The 20833-nt window shown below is 28.0% G+C and carries 22 protein-coding genes; 17 read left to right on the forward strand and 5 right to left on the reverse strand.

Translation table 11 applies throughout. The features are described 5' to 3' along the window. Nucleotides 1-41 precede the first annotated feature (41 nt). From CNEONATNEC86_RS09875 to CNEONATNEC86_RS09900, 6 genes are all read left to right on the forward strand, one after another. Entirely contained in the window at nt 42-1415 is a 1374-nt protein-coding gene (locus tag CNEONATNEC86_RS09875; protein WP_159116171.1) for an aldehyde dehydrogenase, read from the forward strand. Between the two features lie 401 nt (nt 1416-1816). Next, the gene (locus CNEONATNEC86_RS09880; protein WP_159135910.1) at nt 1817-2920 is read left to right on the forward strand and encodes an RNA ligase RtcB family protein; all 1104 of its coding nucleotides are present in this window, start codon (nt 1817-1819) and stop codon (nt 2918-2920) included. 12 nt (nt 2921-2932) lie between these two features. After that, nucleotides 2933-3526 (forward strand): peptide chain release factor H, encoded by a 594-nt coding sequence (gene prfH / locus CNEONATNEC86_RS09885; RefSeq protein ID WP_125148108.1) that lies wholly within the window; start codon nt 2933-2935, stop codon nt 3524-3526. Nucleotides 3527-3550: 24 nt separating this feature from the next. Further along, nucleotides 3551-3787, forward strand: a complete 237-nt coding sequence (locus CNEONATNEC86_RS09890) for a hypothetical protein (protein WP_159135911.1) — start codon at nt 3551-3553, stop codon at nt 3785-3787. 3 nt (nt 3788-3790) lie between these two features. Next, complete coding sequence (locus CNEONATNEC86_RS09895; protein ID WP_125148110.1) at nt 3791-4072, forward strand: hypothetical protein; 282 nt, start codon at nt 3791-3793, stop codon at nt 4070-4072. A 358-nt stretch (nt 4073-4430) separates the two neighbouring features. Then, nucleotides 4431-5261: an IS1/IS1595 family N-terminal zinc-binding domain-containing protein gene (locus tag CNEONATNEC86_RS09900; protein WP_159135912.1), complete on the forward strand. Its 831-nt coding sequence runs from the start codon at nt 4431-4433 to the stop codon at nt 5259-5261. Nucleotides 5262-5748: 487 nt separating this feature from the next. On the opposite strand, the gene CNEONATNEC86_RS09905 is transcribed toward CNEONATNEC86_RS09900, so the two are convergent. From CNEONATNEC86_RS09905 to CNEONATNEC86_RS09925, 5 genes are all read right to left on the reverse strand, one after another. After that, the gene (locus CNEONATNEC86_RS09905; RefSeq protein WP_125148112.1) at nt 5749-6453 is read right to left on the reverse strand and encodes an ABC transporter ATP-binding protein; all 705 of its coding nucleotides are present in this window, start codon (nt 6451-6453) and stop codon (nt 5749-5751) included. Nucleotides 6454-6463: 10 nt separating this feature from the next. After that, nucleotides 6464-7231 carry an ABC transporter ATP-binding protein gene (locus CNEONATNEC86_RS09910; RefSeq protein ID WP_125148113.1) on the reverse strand — a complete coding sequence of 256 codons (768 nt, stop codon included), beginning with the start codon at nt 7229-7231 and terminating at the stop codon, nt 6464-6466. Further along, nucleotides 7224-8261 carry a branched-chain amino acid ABC transporter permease gene (locus CNEONATNEC86_RS09915; RefSeq protein WP_159135913.1) on the reverse strand — a complete coding sequence of 346 codons (1038 nt, stop codon included), beginning with the start codon at nt 8259-8261 and terminating at the stop codon, nt 7224-7226. Before CNEONATNEC86_RS09915 ends, CNEONATNEC86_RS09910 begins: the two co-directional genes overlap by 8 nt. Nucleotides 8262-8271: 10 nt before the next feature. Beyond that, nucleotides 8272-9171: a branched-chain amino acid ABC transporter permease gene (locus CNEONATNEC86_RS09920; protein WP_247607737.1), complete on the reverse strand. Its 900-nt coding sequence runs from the start codon at nt 9169-9171 to the stop codon at nt 8272-8274. 94 nt (nt 9172-9265) lie between these two features. After that, on the reverse strand, nt 9266-10453 hold the full coding sequence (locus CNEONATNEC86_RS09925; protein ID WP_159135914.1) for an ABC transporter substrate-binding protein: 1188 nt from the start codon (nt 10451-10453) through the stop codon (nt 9266-9268). Between the two features lie 308 nt (nt 10454-10761). Here CNEONATNEC86_RS09925 and CNEONATNEC86_RS09930 point away from each other — a divergent pair, with 308 nt between their 5' ends. From CNEONATNEC86_RS09930 to CNEONATNEC86_RS09975, 11 genes are all read left to right on the forward strand, one after another. After that, nucleotides 10762-11103, forward strand: a complete 342-nt coding sequence (locus CNEONATNEC86_RS09930) for a zinc ribbon domain-containing protein YjdM (RefSeq protein ID WP_058295072.1) — start codon at nt 10762-10764, stop codon at nt 11101-11103. Nucleotides 11104-11455: 352 nt separating this feature from the next. Next, complete coding sequence (locus tag CNEONATNEC86_RS09935; RefSeq protein WP_159135915.1) at nt 11456-13321, forward strand: alkaline phosphatase family protein; 1866 nt, start codon at nt 11456-11458, stop codon at nt 13319-13321. A gap of 381 nt (nt 13322-13702) precedes the next feature. Further along, entirely contained in the window at nt 13703-14380 is a 678-nt protein-coding gene (gene aat / locus CNEONATNEC86_RS09940; RefSeq protein WP_058295074.1) for a leucyl/phenylalanyl-tRNA--protein transferase, read from the forward strand. Nucleotides 14381-14478: 98 nt separating this feature from the next. Beyond that, entirely contained in the window at nt 14479-15354 is an 876-nt protein-coding gene (locus CNEONATNEC86_RS09945; RefSeq protein ID WP_058295075.1) for an AraC family transcriptional regulator, read from the forward strand. Between the two features lie 227 nt (nt 15355-15581). Beyond that, entirely contained in the window at nt 15582-16160 is a 579-nt protein-coding gene (locus tag CNEONATNEC86_RS09950; protein ID WP_159116177.1) for an RNA polymerase sigma factor, read from the forward strand. Beyond that, on the forward strand, nt 16160-16633 hold the full coding sequence (locus CNEONATNEC86_RS09955) for an anti-sigma factor family protein (protein ID WP_125148118.1): 474 nt from the start codon (nt 16160-16162) through the stop codon (nt 16631-16633). The genes CNEONATNEC86_RS09950 and CNEONATNEC86_RS09955 overlap by 1 nt, the downstream gene beginning before the upstream one ends. 3 nt (nt 16634-16636) lie before the next feature. Beyond that, complete coding sequence (locus CNEONATNEC86_RS09960) at nt 16637-17314, forward strand: DUF2953 domain-containing protein (RefSeq protein WP_058295078.1); 678 nt, start codon at nt 16637-16639, stop codon at nt 17312-17314. A gap of 181 nt (nt 17315-17495) precedes the next feature. Beyond that, a complete protein-coding gene (locus CNEONATNEC86_RS09965) occupies nt 17496-18713 on the forward strand; it encodes an IS701 family transposase (protein ID WP_058294124.1) in 1218 nt (405 codons plus the stop codon). A 60-nt stretch (nt 18714-18773) separates the two neighbouring features. After that, complete coding sequence (locus tag CNEONATNEC86_RS09970; protein WP_058295079.1) at nt 18774-19163, forward strand: GerW family sporulation protein; 390 nt, start codon at nt 18774-18776, stop codon at nt 19161-19163. A 116-nt stretch (nt 19164-19279) separates the two neighbouring features. Further along, complete coding sequence (locus tag CNEONATNEC86_RS21260) at nt 19280-19429, forward strand: hypothetical protein (RefSeq protein ID WP_185738678.1); 150 nt, start codon at nt 19280-19282, stop codon at nt 19427-19429. Nucleotides 19430-19576: 147 nt separating this feature from the next. Then, a complete protein-coding gene (locus tag CNEONATNEC86_RS09975) occupies nt 19577-20743 on the forward strand; it encodes a class I SAM-dependent methyltransferase (RefSeq protein WP_058295080.1) in 1167 nt (388 codons plus the stop codon). The last annotated feature ends 90 nt before the right edge of the window (nt 20744-20833 follow it).

A 20833-nucleotide genomic window follows, 5' to 3' on the forward strand; every position in this document is an offset into this window, starting at 1 on the left:
AGTTATAAAAAATTATAAATTTATCAATTTGGGAGATTTTTATGGAATTAAAAGAATTATTAAAAAAACAGAAAAATTACTTTTTTGATGGAAACACATTAAACATAGATTTTAGAAGAAAAACGCTAATAAATTTAAAAAATATAATTAGTGAAAATGAAGAAAAAATACTAGAAGCTTTAAATAAAGATCTACGTAAATCAAATTTTGAAAGTTATTTAACAGAAGTTGGACTTGTTTATGATGAAATTAACCTTCATATAAAAAACATTCATAAGTATGCCAAAAGAGAACGACTAAAGAATTCAATAATGTTTTTCCCAAGTTCATCGTACCTCTACAAAGAGCCTTATGGAAATGTGCTCATAATTGGACCGTTTAATTATCCTTTTCAGCTTGTATTGATTCCGTTAATTGGTGCTATTTCTGCTGGAAACACTGTAATAATTAAGCCTTCTGAACATAGTACACATATTTCTAATTTACTAGAAGAGATTATTAATAATAATTTTGATGAAGAATATATTAAAGTTGTTGGAGCAAATAAAGGAAAAGAAATTGTAACAGAACTTTTGGATATGAATTTTGATTATATTTTCTTTACTGGAAGTACTACAGTTGGGAAAATAGTCATGGAAAAGGCCGCAAAAAGACTTATACCAATAACATTAGAGCTTGGTGGTAAGAGCCCATGCATTGTAGATAAAGATGCAAATTTAGAAATGGCAGCAAAGCGCATAGTTTGGGGAAAATTATTAAATTGTGGTCAGACATGTATAGCACCAGATTATTTGTATGTTCATAAGGATATTAAAAATGAACTTTTAACTTTCATGGTAAAGGAAATACACAAACAGTACGGAGATGATTTAAGGAAAAGTGAAGACTATACAAGGATTATATCTTCAAGAGAAATAAAAAGGTTATCTTCATATTTAGAAGATGGATATGTATTTTATGGTGGAAAATATAATGAAGAAGAACTTTTCTTTGAACCTACAATATTAACTAATATAAAAGAAAATAGTAGAATATTAAATGAAGAAATCTTTGGACCAATACTTCCAGTTTTAGAATTTGCAGAAATAAATGAAGTTATAGATTATGTAAATAATAGAGATAAACCTCTTGCAATGTATTATTTTTCAGAAAGCAAAGAAAAAGTAGAAGATATATTAAAAAGAATTTCAAGTGGCGGAGCTACAATAAATGATGTAACGCTCCATGGTGGTTCATGTAATCTTCCGTTTGGAGGTGTTGGACCTAGCGGAGTTGGAGCGTATCATGGAAAGTACAGCTTTGATGTATTTACTCATAAAAAGGGTGTAATAAATAGAAAAACATTTATGGAACTTCCCATTAGGTTTGCACCTTTTAATGATAAAATCAAGCTTTTGAGAAAGTTTATGAAATAAATAAAATTATTTCTAAGTATTGACAATTATAAGAGGCTGTCTTAATATAATACTGTAAGATTTATTTCTTATTAATTATGAAAGGATGTGTTTTATATGATGGTAAGTAGGTGTGAGGTAATAACTGAATAATTTTATATAAAGCAATAGCCTATTTATTTTTAAAGAATTTATGTTATGTAATACATTTTGTGTATTATTAAATTTTGCAGATATTAAAAATGAATTTTTTCCGTGGCTTTTGTTGTCACGGATTTTTTATACCCATTTTTAGAAAATATCATTTAGCAATTTCTATTAAAAATCTAATAGGCAAGGCATATGAAGAAAGAAATAGTTAAAGATGAAATGAAAAACTTTAGACATGCCTACATTCATAATTAAGAGGAGAGAAATATATAATGGACAAAATAAAAATAATAAAAAACGATAAATGTTTTATTGAAAGTAATGCAATAGAGCAACTAAACAGCGTTTCAAATTTAGAAAATGTAATAAGAGCAGTAGGATTTCCAGATCTTCATTATGGGAAGGGGCCCATAGGTGCAGTAATAGATGTTAAAAATAAAATATATCCACATTTGATAGGAAATGATATTGGGTGTGGAATGATGTTTATAAAAAGTAATATTATTAAAAGAAAATTCAAAAAAGATAAAATTCTTAGAAAACTTGAAAAAATTGAAAATCTTAAGAATATTGAAAATATCAATGATTTTAATAATTTTAATGATTTTGATGATTCGAGTAATTCTGAAGAAAAGTGTCCAATTTTTAATTTTGGAACTATTGGTGGTGGAAATCATTTTGCAGAATTTCAAATTTTAGATGAAGTTTTTGATAATGAAGAGTTTGAAAAATTAAACTTTAATAAGGATGATATCATGATGCTTGTTCATTGTGGCTCAAGAAATTATGGTGAAGAAATTTTAAAGAAATATTTAAACTATGATGGATTAGATTGTAATTCTGAAATTGCAAAAGAATATTTAAAAGAACATGATAAAGCTCTTGTTTGGGCAAAAATCAATAGAAAAGAAGTAGCTGATAAACTTACTAAGTATTTGGGATTTAGTATAGAAAATGAAGTGACAATTGACTGTTATCACAATTTTGTTGAACAAAAGGATGATATATTTGTTCATAGAAAAGGTGCTGTAAGCAGTGAAAAAGGGATGGTAGTTATTCCCGGATCAAGAGGAAGCTTAAGTTATATTGTAATGCCAACAAATAATAAAGAAATTTCAGGCTTTTCATTATGCCATGGAGCAGGCAGAAAGTGGCCAAGAAATTTATGCAAAGGAAGATTAGAAAATAAATATACAAAAGAATCAATAAAAGAAACAAAATTAAAGAGCAGTGTAATTTGTCATGATTCTAATTTACTTTATGAAGAAGCAGTTGAAGCGTATAAAAATATTGATGTAATAATTAATTGCCTTGTAGAGTATGATCTTATTAAAGTTGTGGCAACTATGAAGCCCTTAATTACATTTAAAGGTTAGGTGGCTGTTAAGTTGAGATTACAAATAAGTTCGGGTAATGGTCCAGAAGAATGTGAATTAGCTGTAAGAAAATTTTTAGATTCTATTAAAAAGGAATTTAAGAATTTAGAGATAGTTGAAACAAGTAAAGGTAAATATAAAGACACATATAAATATGTGGTAGTAGAAAGTACCGATGATTTATCATTCTTGGAGGGCAGTATTAAATGGATTTGTGAAAGCCCTTATAGAAAGAATCATAAGAGAAAAAACTGGTTTATTGATGTGTCAGTAATAAGTGGGATACAAGAATATTATTTGGATGAAGATTTAATAAAATTTGAGACTTTTAGATGCAGTGGAAATGGTGGACAAAATGTAAACAAAGTTGAAAGTGGTGTTAGAGCGATTTATGAACCACTTAAGTTAATTGTTGAAGCGACAGAAGAAAGAAATCAAAAAATGAATAAAAATATAGCAATCAGAAAATTAGAAAAAGCAGCTAAAGATCTAAATAATAAAGCCTTAAAGGATAATAGTTGTGAAAGATGGTTGGAAAATAAGGCTATTGAGAGAGGCAATGAAATACGGATATATAAAGGAAAGAAATTTTTGAGAATTAAATAAGATACAAAAAGGGGAGTGGTATAAATGGGACAAAAAATTGATGAATTATTTGTAAGACTGGCAAAACTTTTTAGGACGATTGAGGAAGAAGGTCTTATTTCAGTAAAGCTTATAGATGGAAATGATATTGTTGATGAATTTTATAATAAGAGTGTGAAGATGGTTTTGGAAGGCAATGGATCAGAGCATATTGATTTAGTTCTTTCATTTGAATTGGCTAAGACTATTAGAAATACAAAAGTAGATGATGAAAGTATCTAGTGTATGATTCTTATAAAAAAATTAATAGAGCCAATAAGAAGTTGTTTGGGATATGATGATATCATAGAATTCTCTAAGATTTGGGCAAGTACAGAAAAATATCATAAAATAAATGATGAAATACTGCAAAAATATATTAAGAGAGAGCTTGAGAAACAAAACCATCAGGAAGTATGTAGGATGAAACTTGATAATATTATTGAATTAGAAAAAATAGATAAAGAAATACTCAAGAAATATATTAACAAAGTTTGTGAAATACAAGAGTTATTTAAGTATGATTAGAAGTAGATTTGCTGATATTATTGAAAAAAAGAAAATGAAAATGGGAATAAATGATTCATAGTTAAATAAAATTGGAAGTTTCATATAAAAAGTATATGATGTAGAACTGAGTTTTGGGATGACAGTTATTTGTTAGCTCTAAACTCATATATACATCATTTTTTATTTTGAAATTATTTTATAATTTAATACTGGAATAGTGTCAATGTTATTACTGGTTTAGGATTAGTATTAGTTCTTAAATTCTATAAAGAGATGTTTTAAAAAAATGTTGTCAAGTTTAAAAAAGCTGTTTTTTGGCAAGTATCATAATAGTAGTTTGATTTTAAATAATTTTATTTTTATAAAGGAGATTATTATGATACAAGAAGATATCAATCTTGAACAATTAAGAAAACATACAGGAAATCTTTTGAAATATGATATTTATAAAAACAGATGTATTAATGAATGTCCAAATTGTAATGGGAGAAGCTATATTAAATTTGGAAGATATAATGGAATACAAAGATATAAATGTAAAGAATGTGACAAAACTTTTTCTAGAACCACGAAAGCTTTATGGAGCTATTCAAAAAAACAGCCAGAAAAATGGGTTGAATTTATGGAACTAATGCTTCAGAAGAAGTCTTTAAGAGCATGTTCGAAAATATTAGAAATAAATATAAGGACAGCTTTTATATGGAGACATAAAATTATGAAGAAAATGTCTCAAGATATAACAGATGATAGGCTAGAAGGAAAAGTTTTTATAACAAAAGCAATGGAAAAGGAAAATTTTAAAGGATGCAGAAATATTACTACTTCAAAAAGAAGAAATGTGTGGATTGTAGCTGCAAAAGATAGACGTGATTCAATGATTATTGCGCCAGTATGTAAGGAGCTTTGGGATGAAAATAATTTTAAAAACATAGTATATTCAAAAATAAAAGAAGCTTCTTACATAGTCCCAGACTACGACAGGTATATGATGAATACTGCAAAGAAACATAATAAAGGAATAGTTTTAAATGCATATAAAGAGGAATGTGTAAAAAATTTTAGAAGGAATTTAAAAATATGGATAGGTGGATTTAAAGGTGTAGCAACAAAATATTTAGAAGGATATCTTTCATACTTTATTATTTTTAATGTATATAGAAAATTCAATAGTCTTGATTTAACATATAATTTATCTCAAAAAGTATAATATGTATGTTGTAATTAATATCATTGCTTGTGCAATATAAGCGAAATTTAAAGGTAATATATTTCAAAGATCTTTTATTATATGTAATATAAGTATTAAGGCACGTACATAATAGATAAAGATAACTTTAACAACATTAGTTTAAAACATTAGCCCATATGAAATTGTAACAATATATATGTATAGTACTAATTTTATTTATGCTTAATTACAACGATTACGAGAATATAATTAATACTTATATACTATAAGCTGCTACATTGCTGTAATATAGCAGCTTATACTTAAAAATAAACTCTGGAGTCATTACATAAATGGTTGTTAACAAAATGTTTGCTAAATTTTATATTGATGAAAACGGTGTTGATTTCAACCGGTGGTATTTGGATTATTAGTTAATTTTTTGCAAAGTCAGCAGAATTTAAGACATTTATTTTGATGGCATTCATTAAATTTGAATGTCTATTGCAACAATAAAAAGGCAATTTTAAGCACCTAGGTAAGCTTTTCTGATTCTGTCATCAGCAAGAAGTTCTTTTGCGTTTCCAGTCATGCTCACATGACCAGTTTCAAGAACATAAGCTCTGTCTGCAATTGAGAGAGCCATTTTAGCATTTTGTTCTACTAATAATATGGTTATGCCTGTGTCGTGAAGCTCTTCAACTATTTTAAAAATTTCTTTTACAAGAAGGGGAGATAATCCCATAGAAGGTTCATCCATAAGAAGAATTTTAGGCTGCGACATTATAGCACGTCCCATTGCAAGCATTTGCTGTTCACCACCACTTAATGTGCCAGCTGTTTGTTTATAACGTTCCTTAAGTCTTGGAAAGCGTTTATAAATATCATATATATCAAGTTCAATTTTTGGCTTATCTTTTCTATAATATGCACCCATTTTTAAATTTTCTTCTACTGTCATTTGAGAAAAAACATGTCTTCCTTCTGGAACATGAGCCATGCCAAGTGTAACAATATTGCTTGGATCAATTTTTCTAAGGTCAGTATCATTATAAGTTATTGATCCTGATGTAGCATCCTTAAGTCCTGTAATTGTGTGAAGTATTGTAGTTTTTCCAGCGCCATTGGCACCAATTAATGAAACTATTTCACCTTCATTAACTTCAAGGTTAACATTATGAATTGCATGTACTGCACCATAAGATACATTTAAATTTGAAACTTTTAACATAAGTATCCTCCTATTCTCCAAGATATGCTGCAATAACTTTTGGATTATTGGCAATTTCATTTGGAAGTCCTTTAGCTATTGTTACACCATAGTCGATAACTATAATTCTTTCACAAACATTCATAACAAGGCTCATATCATGTTCGATTAGTAAAATCGAAATATTAAATTTCTTACGAATCAAATTAATACATTCAAGAAGTTCAGCAGTTTCAGTTGGATTCATACCAGCAGCAGGTTCATCCAAAAGTAAAACTTTCATATCGGTTGCAAGAGCACGTGCAATTTCAAGTTTACGCTGCTGACCATAAGGAAGGTTATCAGCTAAATAGTTAGCTTTGTCTTCCATATTAAATAATGAAAGAAGCTCACGTGATTTTTTATCAATTTCTTCTTCTTCATTCCAGTAAGATCCTAATCTAAAAATAGCATGTGGAATAGAATACTTCATATTTTTATTAAATGCTACTTTTACATTATCAAGAACAGTCATTTTTTTAAATAGTCTTATATTTTGAAATGTTCTTGCAATGCCTTCATTAACAAATTGATAAGTTTTTTTACCATTCATTTTTTTGTTATTTAAAGTAAGCTTACCATAAGTAGGCTTATATACTCCAGTAAGAAGATTGAAAATGGTCGTTTTACCAGCTCCATTAGGGCCTATAAGTCCAACAAGTTCACTTTCGCCAAGTTCTATATTAAAATTATCAACTGCTTTTAATCCTCCAAAAGCAATTCCAAGATTTTCAGCTTTTAATACTACATTATTACTCATTAATTACACCGTCCTTTTTTTCATCTTGTATATACTGAACTTTTGATGATGCATCTTTTGGTTTACGTAAAATGTATTTATCAATAAATTTAGTTAATGAAAATTCATACGTTCCAAGAAGTCCGGATGGTTTAAAAATCATAACAAGTATTAAAACTATAGAATATAAAAGCATACGATATCTTGAAAAGGCTCTTAAAGCCTCTGGCAAAATAGTTAGTATAATAGCAGATAAAACTGAACCAGTAAGTGAGCCCATTCCACCAAGAACAACCATAACTACATATTCAGTGGATTTCATAAATCCAAGTCCGCTTGCATTTAAAACTGTTAAATGATGTGCAAAGATACCGCCAGCAATTCCAGCAAAGAAAGCTGCAATACTGAAAGCTAATACTTTGAAGAATGTATTGTTAAGTCCAGATGACTCAGAAGCTATATCATCTTCCCTGATTGCAAGTATAGCACGTCCATATCTTGAACGAACAAAAGTAAATAGAACGCCTACAATAAGCGCAGTAATCCAAAATATAACATATATATTAGATAAATTATCAATTCCTATTAATGATTTCCCACCACCAGTTATTTTTAAGTTTTGAATGATAACACGTATTATTTCTCCAAATCCAAGCGTTATGATTGCAAGATAGTCACCACGCAGACGTAATGCAGGAATACCAACTAAGACTCCACAGAATCCAGAGAAGATGCCGCCACCTAAGACTGCAATGAAAAATCTTGCCATATCAGGCATTGCAAAACTTTTTAAACTCATTGAAATTAAAGCTGAGGTATAAGCACCAATTGCTAGAAATCCAGCATGACCTAAAGCAATCTGCCCAAGAAAACCTGTAGTAATATTTAAAGATGTAGTAAGTATAATATTTATACATGCAAGTACGATTATCCCTTGAATATAGCTTGATATTAAATTACCTTTAACTAAAATAACAAGAACTATAAACGCTATAATTAAAGCACCTAGATTAATAAGAGTTGATCTTAATTTTTCTTTTGGTATTTTCATAAATTATCACCTACACTTTCTCACCTATATTTTTACCAAGCAGTCCTGTTGGCTTAACAAGTAAAACTATAATTAGTATTCCAAATACAAAGGCATCTGCAAGCTGTGAATTTATATATGCTTTAGTCATACTTTCAACAATACCTATGACAAATCCACCAACCATAGCACCAGGAATACTACCTATACCTCCTAAAACAGCAGCAATAAATGCCTTTAATCCAAGCATCATGCCCATATAAGGTTCTACTTTAGGATAAGAAGCAACATACATTAATGAACCGACAGCAGCAAGTGCAGATCCAATTGCAAAAGTTAATGAAATTGTTCTATTTACTTTTACTCCCATTAGAACTGATGCTTGCCTATCTTCTGAAACAGCACGCATAGATCTTCCAAGTTTTGTTTTCTTGACAAATAATTGAAGAATAAGCATGACGATGATACTTATTGAAATTGTAAGAACTGAGCTTTGGGTAATAGAAATACCACCTAAAGCTACATTATCTTTTGAAAACATTGCAGGTACAGATCTTGGCGAAGAAGTAAATAATACTAAACATAAATTTTCAAGAAGTAAGCTCACAGCAAGAGCAGTAATTAATGAAGAGAGGGAACCAGCACCTCTTAATGGTTTATAGGCAATACGCTCAACAAGCATTGCTAAGATTGCACACATTATTATTGCAGGGATAACACTAATATATATAGGAATTCCAAAAGCGCTGCAGAATGGAATGGTGAAAACTATAATATATCCTCCAACCATTATAAAATCACCATGAGCAAAATTTATTAACTTAATGATTCCATAAACCATGGTATATCCTAAAGCGATTAGAGCATAAACACTTCCAATTTGAAGCCCATTTATGAGCTGTTTAAAAAATATTATAAAATTTGCATCCAATGAATACACTTCCTTTCTTAATATAAAAATATAATTAAGGAGTACTTCAATTTGAAATACTCCTTTTGAATTTGTTGAAAGATATAATTAAGTTTTATTCAACAGTAGAATTCCAAGTGTATTTTCCGTCTTTAATTTCTATAATTGCAGCACCTTTCTTAGGATTTCTATTTTCATCTAAAGCTATATTTCCAGTAACACCTTCATATGTCATTCCAGTCATTGCTTTTACAATAGATGCATCATCAGTAGCGCCAGCCTTTTCAAGTGCTTCTTTAACCATATAAGTTGAATCATAAGCTAATGCTGCTAAAGCATTTGGAGTTTTACCATCGTATTTATCTTTATAAGCTTTGATAAAGTTTTGAATTTTTTCAGAAGTATCATCAGAAGAATAATGGTTTGAGAAGAAACAATTATTTAATGATTCCATAGAGCCAGAATCAGTTGCCTCAATTACACCATCCCATCCATCTGCACCAAGTATTGGGCCAATATATCCAGCAGCTCTTGCTTGAGAAGCAATTAAAGTATCAGTACCATAGTAATCAGGAACAAACAATACATCAGGATTTAATGAGGCTATTTTTGTAAGCTGAGTATTAAAGTCAACATCACCATTTCCGTATCCTTCAGTAGTTGTAATTTCTAATCCTGAATTTTTACCAGCACTCTCAAAAGAATCTTTAAGACCAGTAGAATACTCATCAGTAGTGTTATAAAGTATTCCAGCAGTTTTGGCTTTTAAATTTTTAGATGCAAATGTTGCCATAATTTCACCTTGGTGTGAATCTGTGTAACATGCTCTGAATATACTATTTCCAAGACCAGTTATAGCATCATTTGTACTGGTTGGAGTAAGTATTAATTTACCATCTTTTGCTGCGACAGAAGCAATGGCAGATGTATCAGCAGAAGCAACTGATCCGATTACTGCAACAACTTTATCTCCTTTTAATTTGTTGTAACAGTTAACAGCTTCAGCACTATCATGTTTATCATCAAGATATGTTGCTTTAATTTGTTTTCCAAGGACACCTCCGCTGGCATTTATCTCATCAATAGCAAGTGCAATTGCATTATTAACGGCTATACCATAATCTGATAATGCACCACTTGATGGTGAAATAACTCCTATTGGAATTGTGTCACCGGATGCTGTGGATTCACTAGATGATGACTCGGACTTTGAATCAGATGGAGATGATGATGTACTACCACAAGATATAAAAGTAATAGACATAAGTACTCCTAAAACTAAACTTAATACTCTTTTTTTCATAAAATAACCCCCACTCAAAATAAAAAAGCAAAGATGCAGAAAATAAATGCATCTTTGCTTATTGGATATATTATAAGAAGTATTATATATAATAGCAATAGAAAAGATGAATAAATTAAACAGAATAGGAAATAACATCAAAAAAGTAAAATAAAAACAGTTTTTAATATTAAATTGTTAATATAATAAGGATATGATATTATATTAATCTATGAGTATAAATATCTTAATAATAGATATTTAATATCTTAATTAGATTTTTATATATACTTATAAGTAATTATAACAAGAGAGAAAGGAATGAATTTATGCAAGCTTTGCCAAAATGCCCAAAGTGTAATTCAGAATATACTTATGAGGATGGAAATATTCTTATTTGTCCAGAATGTGCATATGAATGGACTTTAAATTCAGAAAACCAAAATACTGATGATGTACTTGTTGTTAAAGATTCTAATGGAAACATATTAAACGATGGAGATTCTGTAACAATAATAAAGGATCTTAAAGTTAAAGGAAGTTCTTCTGCTCTTAAAAAAGGAACTAAAGTAAAGAATATAAAATTAGTAGAAGGCGATCATAATATTGATTGTAAAATAGATGGTTTTGGGGCAATGCAGCTAAAATCAGAATTTGTTAAAAAATTATAAAAACATCTAATATGGCTGTTATGTGATATGTATGGATTAAATCCATATTTTTATTGCATAGCAGCTTTTTTTATTATTATGAAGCAATAAAAAATTTACTATATATGTTGCAATTAGTTTTCTACATTAAATATATTACAAACATATTACAAAAAGCTTGTATTCTCTGAAATTTCCTAGGTGCTTTAGAATGCTATTTATTATTTAGTTAAAAGAAGGAAGATATGTCAACGTAAAAGCATTGATAATAATTTGATACAGTGATAGTATATGATATAGCAAGAAAGTTTTAATATGAATTTAACAGAATGCAAACAAAAACTTAATATGGGGGGATATAAATTAATAGGTTATGAAGAATATTTTATATAATTTAAAAGAAAATTTTAAGAGATACGATTTCAAAATAGCTACTATATTATTATGTTTATCACCACTAATATCATTTTGGTCAATAGAAATGCTTCAAGGTGGGAATATATTTAAATTAAATATAAATGCTATTTTAGCAAATATATTTTGTTATGTGTTTGTGTATGGTATTTTATTTGCATTAATAAAAAGTACTAGATACACAACAATAATAGGAAATATTTTATTTTTTATAATAGGTGTTTCAAATCATTTTGTAGCAGAATTTCGTAATACACCTATTTTACCATCAGATTTACGTTCATTTAAAACAGCAGCAAGTGTAGCTGGAAATTTCACATATAATTTTTTAGACTATAAAATTATAGTGCCATTTATAGTTTTACTGTTAGTTTTAGTTATTTCTATTTTCAATAAAAATTATACATGGAAAAATAGTTTAAAAAGAAATTTAGCTTTAGTAGCTGTTTTCTTAGTTGTTGGAACTACAAGTGCTGTTACAGTATACAGAACTGATTTTCTAAAGAATATTGGACTTACAGTAAACCTTTGGGAACAAAATGTTGGATATAGAGAAAATGGCTTTTTTGCAAGCTTTATAAATAACAGTAAATTTTTAATAGTTGAAAAGCCGGAAAATTACGATCCAAATACAATTGGGCAAACAGTTTTAGCTAGTAGTGACAGTGATAAAACCATGGAAGTATTTTCAAACAATGTTACTACACAATCTAAGAAACCCAATATAATTGCAATTATGAATGAATCTTTTGGAGATCCAAGTGTAATTGCAGATTTTAAAACAAATGAAGATTATATGCCATTTATCAGGAACATGAGTGAAAATACAATAAAGGGAAATATGCTTGTATCAGTTTTTGGAGGTAATACATGTAATTCAGAGTTTGAGTTTTTAACAGGAAACAGTATGGCCTTTTTACCAGCTGGTAGTATTCCATATCAGCAATATGTTACAAAACCTATGGGAAACTTAACGAGTATATTAAATGAGCAAGGATATGAAAGTACAGCAATACATCCATATCCAGGAACAGGTTGGAACCGTAACACCGTATATAAAGATTTTGGTTTTAGTGAATTTTATGATTCAGAAGATTTTGTAGATCCATCTTATTATAGATGCTATATAAGTGATGAAAGTAGTTATGATAAAATTAAAGAAGTGTTAGAAGATAAAAGCGATGATAAACCTAAGTTTATATTTAATGTAACTATTCAAAATCATGGTGGATATAACTTTGGTGAAGATGTATTTGAAAGTGATGTTAAGATAACTGATATGAAAAATACAACTCAAGCAAATCAGTTTTTAAGCTTAGCAAAACGCTCTGATGAAGCATTTAAAAATCTTCTTACTTATTTACAAGGAATAGATGAACCAACAATTGTTGTTTTCTTTGGGGATCATATGCCTCCAATTGAACAAAAATTCTATGAAGAGATATATACAAGAAGAGGAACTTCTTTATTTTCATTAGATAATTTAGAAGATCTTCAAACAAAATTTACAGTTCCATTTAGAATATGGGCAAATTATGATATAGAAGAACAGGATTTAGGTACAATAAGTGCAAATTATTTATCATCTATATTATTAAATACAGCTAATTTAGAAATGTCAGATTATAATAAATTCTTACTTAAGCTTAGAGAAGAGATTCCAGCAATGAATGTTAATGGATATATTGGAGCTGATGGAAAGTATTATAAATATGATGAAGAAAGCCCATACAGTGATGATATAAAAGAATACGAGAAGTATCAATATAATAATTTATTTGATAAATCTCATAAAGATGAAGAAAAATTTAATGTTAGTAAATAATGTGAAAGAGGATACATCATAATTAAGTGATTTTGATGTATCCTCTATTTATATTTTGAATCGTAATCATTTATTATTATATTGATAATATCATCATTCCAATTTATATCACAATAGATGCTTTCTACATACATACTATCCCAAACTTTTAATAACATTATTGGATCTCGATCGTTATTATAAAAAACATAACTTGAGTTAGATATTGCTTTTTGAGTATAGTATATATTAGTTTCTAATATATACTAAATAAAAGGACATATGATATTATATAAATAGAAAGAATAATGATATTTGTATAGAAATGCTAAGTTTATTATAAATAGACAATAAATTTAAAGAAAGGACTGCAATAAAATATAGCAGCGCGGTAGAGTTTAAATGGCAGTTTATAGATTACCACAAGAATTAATATTTCCAGATCCAGAACTTTCGGAAGAGGACGGACTTTTAGCAGTTGGTGGAGATTTATCAATAGAAAGACTGATTCTTTCGTATTCAAATGGGATTTTTCCATGGTATAACGAAGGTGAACCTATTTTATGGTGGTGCCCAAAACCTAGATTTATATTAAAGCCAGATGAAGTTAAAGTATCAAAATCAATGAGAAAAATAATTAAAAAGAATATATTCGAAGTTAAATTTAATACAGATTTTGAAGGTGTAATAAATAACTGTAAAATTACACGTGAAGATGAAGAAGGAACCTGGATAACAGAAGATATGAAAAGTGCATATATAGATTTATTTAAAGCTGGATATGCAATGAGTGTTGAAACATATTTAAATGAAGAATTAGTTGGTGGACTTTATGGTGTTAAAATTGGAAAATGCTTCTTTGGTGAATCTATGTTTTCAAAAGTAAACAATAGCTCAAAAATTGCACTTATAACTTTAGCTGAAAAATTAAAAGAAGAGAATTTTGCTTTTATAGATTGTCAGGTTCATACAGATCACTTGGAAAGTATGGGCGCAAAATTCGTTGAATGGGATGAATTCAAAAGAATGCTCAATGATTATTGTTCGATTTTTCCATATGTAGATACGCAAAGTGTATGAAGAGTAATTAATATGAAATTGAAATGGACAGAAGAGAGCAGAAAATGACAAGATTTAATTATGTCCATGATATAGAATATTGGTGAGAGGTGATGTAAATGGAATGGACAGAAAGCTTAAAGAGGGCAATTAATTATATGGAAAAACATCTGCTAGAAGATATTGGAGCAGATGAAGTGGCTGATCAAGTATATATGTCATCGTTTTATTTTCAGAAGGGATTTAAAATTATGACAGGGTATTCTATAGGTGAGTATATTAGGAATCGCAGGCTTTATATGGCGGCGTTGGAGCTAATATCAAATAAGGAAAAAATAATTGATTTGGCATATAAATATGGTTATGATAGTCCAGAAAGTTTTACAAAAGCATTCAGCCGTTTCCATGGAGTATCTCCAAAACAACTGAAAGGAGATACAAGAAAAATAAAGACCTTTTTACCTCTTAAAATTATTGTATCAATTAGAGGAGGAAACGATATGGATTATACAATAGAAAAAATGGACGTTATTAAAGTAATTGGGTGTGATAGAAATTTTGCTTATGAAACAGCTTACACTGAAATTCCAAAGTTCTGGGAGGAATTTTCTAAAAATTGTATTAATGATAAAAATAGTAAAGAAACTAAAAGAGTAATTGAAGAATGTATGATTGGGCAATTTGGAATATGCATTGAAGATGCACCAGGAAAGAAAGAATTTCGTTATATGATTGCAGGAAAATATAATGGTGGTAATATACCGAAAGGAATGAAAATATTTGAAATTCCGAAAGCAAAGTGGGCGAAATTTAAATGTACAGGTCCTCTGCCAGGATCATTACAGTCTGTGAATACTCAAATTTTTAAAGAATGGTTACCTGGTAATCCAGATTATGAGATTGAAATGGGAATAAATGTTGAGTGGTATTCATGTGGAAATTGTAATTCTTTTGATTATGAAAGTGCAATATGGATTCCAGTAAAAGAAAAATAGAAGAGAAGTAAAGATTAGGGCGCTGTCACATTAAATAATCTGTGATAGTTCCTTTTTTTCTGCACTATAAATTTAAGTTATTCTTTTAAAGTAAGAGGTAAAATTAAAGAATGAAGAGAAGTGTTATGAAAAATTTCAAATAAGTGAAACTTTTTATAATTTATAAGTGTATGGTTATATAAAGATTAATATTAAATGAAGATCATATTAAAAGTGGGGGAATAAATGTGGAGGTAAACAAGAAACTCATTGAAAAATGTAAAGAATATGATAAATATTCATTTATGAAATTGTATAATATGTATGAAAAATATTTATATTCTTTATGTTTCAATTATGTACAGAATCCGCATGATGCACTTGATATGGTACAGGAAATATATATTAAGGTTTTTAAGAATATTGACAAATTTGATACAGAGATGCCATTTCATCCATGGATAAGAAAAATTTCAGTTAATACATGTTTAAACTTTACAAGAACAATTAAAAATAATGTGGTATCTATGAATGTATGTATAAATGACATTGATGGTGAGGTAACATTAGGAGATACATTTGTGTCAGAAGAAGATGTTCTAGATGAAGTTATTAATTTAGAAACTAAAAGCATAATAAAAAAATATCTTACTGAGATGCCAGAGGAATATAGAATGGTTATAGTTCTTAGATATTATGAAGAATTATCATATAATGAAATAGCAGAACTTATTGGAAGGCCATTGGGAACCATAAAAACTGAAATTTATCGTGCAAAAGCTATTCTTAAGAAAAAACTTGAAAAAGTTATGGAGGTGAATAAATAATGTGCAATATGGACAAGCAATTGTTATATTCTTATGCAGATAATTCAATAGAACCCTTGGAAAAAATAATTTTGGAAGAACATTTGAAATATTGTAAGGAATGCGCGCAAGAATTAATTGAAATAAGAAATATGGAAGGTAAACTAGCAGCTTTTGATTTTGAAGATATTGAAATTCCACAAAGGTTATCAGATTTAAGTGAACTTATTATCGATAACTGCTTAAATGAAGTTGAAAAAGAAAAACCAAAAATAACATATAACAATTATAAAGAAAGTATACGATTAATGAAATCCACAATTTTAGATGGATATAAGCTTAGATATAATAATCCGTATGATAAGCTGATAAAAAAGAATATTGCCATAACTACTAATATTGTAAAAAAATCAGCAGGAAGGTACTGCCAAAGTAAATTTGAAAACAGCAAACTGGCAAAAAGTAAACTGTATAAAATATTAAAGGCGGTGTAAAAAATGGCAATATTGCTTTTGGGATTGAAAATCATAAGTGTAGTATTGATAATAATTTCATTAATACTTACAGCTATAATTTTTGTACCATTTAGATATATAGTTAAAGGATCCATTGATGAAGGATTTTATGGAAATGCATGTGTTAAGTTGTTATTTGGATTAGTAAAGCTTATTATATCAAGAGAAAAAGAAAGTTCAAAAGTAAAAATGCAAATAAGTTTATGTGGGATAAATATTTCAATGGCAGATAAAAAAAAATTTAAAACCAGAGAAACCAAAAAGTCAGAAATAAAAGAAAAAAGCTCAAAGAAGATTCAATTTAATAAGAATCTTTTTAATATACTTTGCAACTATACGAAAGAAGTTTTAAATATAATTAAGCCCAAATATATAAAAGCAGATGGAATTTATGGATTTGAAGATCCATCTATGACGGGTATTTTATCTGGACTAATAAGCATAATAAATACAGCTTATCCAAACAACAACATTAATCTTTTCCCCAGATTTGAAGAAGAAGTCTACCATATTGAACTAGAAATCATGGGAAAAATTTTAGGATTTATAATTATATTTAAAACTATTCATCTTTTAATGAAAAAAGATATTAGAAAAATAATCTTTTCAAAAAAAGAAAAAAATATGAAACATTTAAAGCCAAAGATGTGTATTAAATAGTATAAAACATATTGATCAATATAAATTATAAATTAATAACTTGACTTGTGCATTAATTTAAGAAAATTTACCATTGGATTTTTATTGACATTTTACCAGTATAATTTTAAATAAAAAAGTAGCATATAAACCTCAAACATGCTAGATTTATTGTTGCGAAACCAAATCTAAGGAGATTTATATGCTGACAACAATATTAAACCAAAATGAAACAATTATCAACTATATTTCAGAGTTAAATCTGCCATATTCTTCTGCGATAAAGAATCATATGGTAAATATAGTATCTGGAATTATTGTAACAGAAGGAAGCAAAACTATTTCATCTGTTCATAATAAAATTACATGCAATAGAGATCGAAGTACTGGTTCAAGGTTCCTAAGTTCATATTCATGGAATCATGAATATGTTACGCAAGAACGCATATTTCATGCAATATCTGAAATTTCCAACACTTGTGAAGATAGTGATGTTGGATTCCTAATCATTGATGATACCTTAACTAAGAAAAATACTTCAACTAAAAAAATTGAAGGCTTAGATTTTCACAATTCACATGCTGATGGCAATAAACCTAAATGGTCACACTGCTTAGTTACATCGCATTATAAGATTAATGATTATTCTATACCTTTAGATTTTAGACAATATCACCGAAAGGAATCGAGTAAAAAACTATCTAAAAAATTTCTAGATAAAAATGAACTTGCGATGGAACTGATTAATGAATTCACTCCTGTAACTAAAAACAATTATTTACTAGTTGATTCATGGTATACTTCAGCAAAAATTTTGCTTCACGGTTTAATAAATGGTTGTCACACTATAGGGAGAATAAAATCTAACAGAGTAATATATCCGGCTGGCATTAAAACAAATGTCAAAAAGTTTTCTTCATACATTAGGACTAATGAGACTAGCTTAGTTACCGCTAGTAATAACAAGTACTATGTTTATAGATATGAAGGAAAACTTAATGATATTGAGAATGTAGTTGTACTTATAAGCTGGACTAAAAACGATTTATCTGATAATCCAGCATTCATTATAAGTACGGATGTTTCACTCGATAATAAAACCATAATTTCATATTACGAAAAGCGTTGGGATATTGAAGTAAGTTATAGATATCATAAAACAGCTCTTGGTTTTGATGAATTTCAAATTCAATCTTTAAAATCAATACATAGATATTGGAGCATGATATTTTTAACGTATACTTTTCTTGAGATTTTCAGAGTCAAATGTGAAAAATTATATAAATTTAAAAATATTGGAGATGTAATATTACACTTCCGAAACAACTATTTGGTAAAAATAGTTTCTTTTGCACATGAATGTGCAGATAACGGGATTGATTTACAGTCTACTATTGCCAAATTAGGACTAGTAGCTTAAATTTTTCCTATTTACTGCACAAGTCTAGTTAATAAGTTAAGATTTTAGGAGGAGAGATTTATGGAAAATAATTTTAAAGAAAGCATTGATTCTATATTTAGTAATTTTGAAAGATTTATAAAAACAGAAACTGTAGTTGGACAACCCATAGTTGTAGGAGAAGTAACTCTTGTACCAATTATTAGCGTATTCTTTGGCTGTGGAGCTGGTGGAGGAAAAGGAAGCGATAATAAAAGTATAGATAGCGATGGAGCAGGCGGTGGCGGTGGTGCAAGAATTACTCCTGATGCAATTGTTGTAATTAAAAAAGGTGAAGTAAGCATGCTTCCAATTAAAAGTAAAAATAATTTAGAAGCATTAATTGAAATGGTTCCAGAGATTATAACAAAAGTAAGTATGAAAAAAGAAAAAGAAGAAAAAAATCAGAATAATAAAGAAGATGAAGAATAAAAAATAAAATAAGATATAACATATATATAACCTCAATTTAATAATACTGCGATTAGATTTATAAAAATTATGAGAAAATTTAATTGTAAATAGTATTAGTAAGGAGGTATAAATATATGACTGCAAGAGAACTTACTATAAAAACAATAAATGATATAAAAAAAAGAAGATTAAAAGGTGAAAAGGAATATATGGCATACCAAAAAGAAAAGAACTCAAGAAAATTGAAAAATTGGAGTGTAAAGGTTGGAGGGTGCCGCTGGTAGATAAAAACAAATATATAAGAACAAATTTATTGTATTTCATATTTTATGTTTGAAATAATATCTTTACAATATATAATAATATAGTATACAAAGTTATAAAAATCTTTTGTATACTATATTATTTTTTATGATAGGTGTGTTATATAAATGGAAGATTTAATAAAAGCAATAGATGATATGTTAAATGATGAACTGATAAAGATAGTTATAAGCAATAAAATAAATAAAGAAAATAAGTATAATAAAATAAGTATATTTTTAAAAGAAAATAAGAAAAAGGAATATTATCAAATTGAAAAGTATACTGATAAACAGGTATTTCATGAGAATATAGAAAAAGAAGAACTTAGAGATAAGATTTTAGAGTTTGTTTATAATAATTATAAGCAGCTTAACGGATGGTCAGAGAAAACAACTTTTGATATGAAGATTTCTAAAAAAGGTAAAATTCTTTTAAGTAAAAGTAAAACTAATAATACTAAACTGTCAAACAAAAGTCATAATAAAGAAAAGAATTATATACTTAAAGAAGGTACAATAATAAAACCGCTTATTGATTTAGGGGTATTTACTAAGGAAGGAAAGGTTGTTAATTCTAAATATGATAAATACAAACAAATAAACAGATTCATTGAAATAATCGATGATGAAATAAAGAAAAAAGATTATAAAGAACTTACTATATTAGATTTTGGGTGCGGAAAATCATATTTAACTTTTGTGCTTTATCATTATTTTGTAGAAATAAAAAAAATAAATGTTAAAATGATTGGTTTGGATCTTAAGGAAGATGTTATAAATAAATGTAATAAAATTGCTAAAGCATATAATTATGAAAATCTTCATTTTGAGCTTGGTGATATAAATGGTTTTAAATATAATAATAAAGTAGATATGGTTATAACGCTTCATGCTTGTGATACAGCTACAGATTATGCACTTTATAATGCTATAAAATGGAATGCTAAAATGATTTTTTCTGTACCTTGTTGTCAACATGAACTAAATGCTCAAATGAAAAGTGAAAATTTAAACATACTAACAAATTATGGAATAATACAAGAAAGAATTGCTGCACTTATGACTGATAGTATTAGAGGAAATCTTTTAGAATATATGGGATATAAAACTCAGCTATTAGAATTTATAGACATAGCTCATTCGCCTAAAAATATATTGATACGAGCAAGCAAAAACAAAGTATCAGATGAAAAGAAAAATATAGTTTTAAACGAAGTTAATAATTTAATTAAAGAATTTAATTTTAATCCAACTTTATATAAATTGTTAAAGAACGATGGTTGTATCTTATAATTCAACAAAATATAAAAAATTCTATACAGATAAATTAAAATATCTTCAATATGTGATAATAATTGAAGATATTTTTTGATTTACATTATA

The sequence above is a fragment of the Clostridium neonatale genome, assembly GCF_900465025.1.
Classification (GTDB): Bacteria; Bacillota; Clostridia; order Clostridiales; family Clostridiaceae; genus Clostridium; species Clostridium neonatale.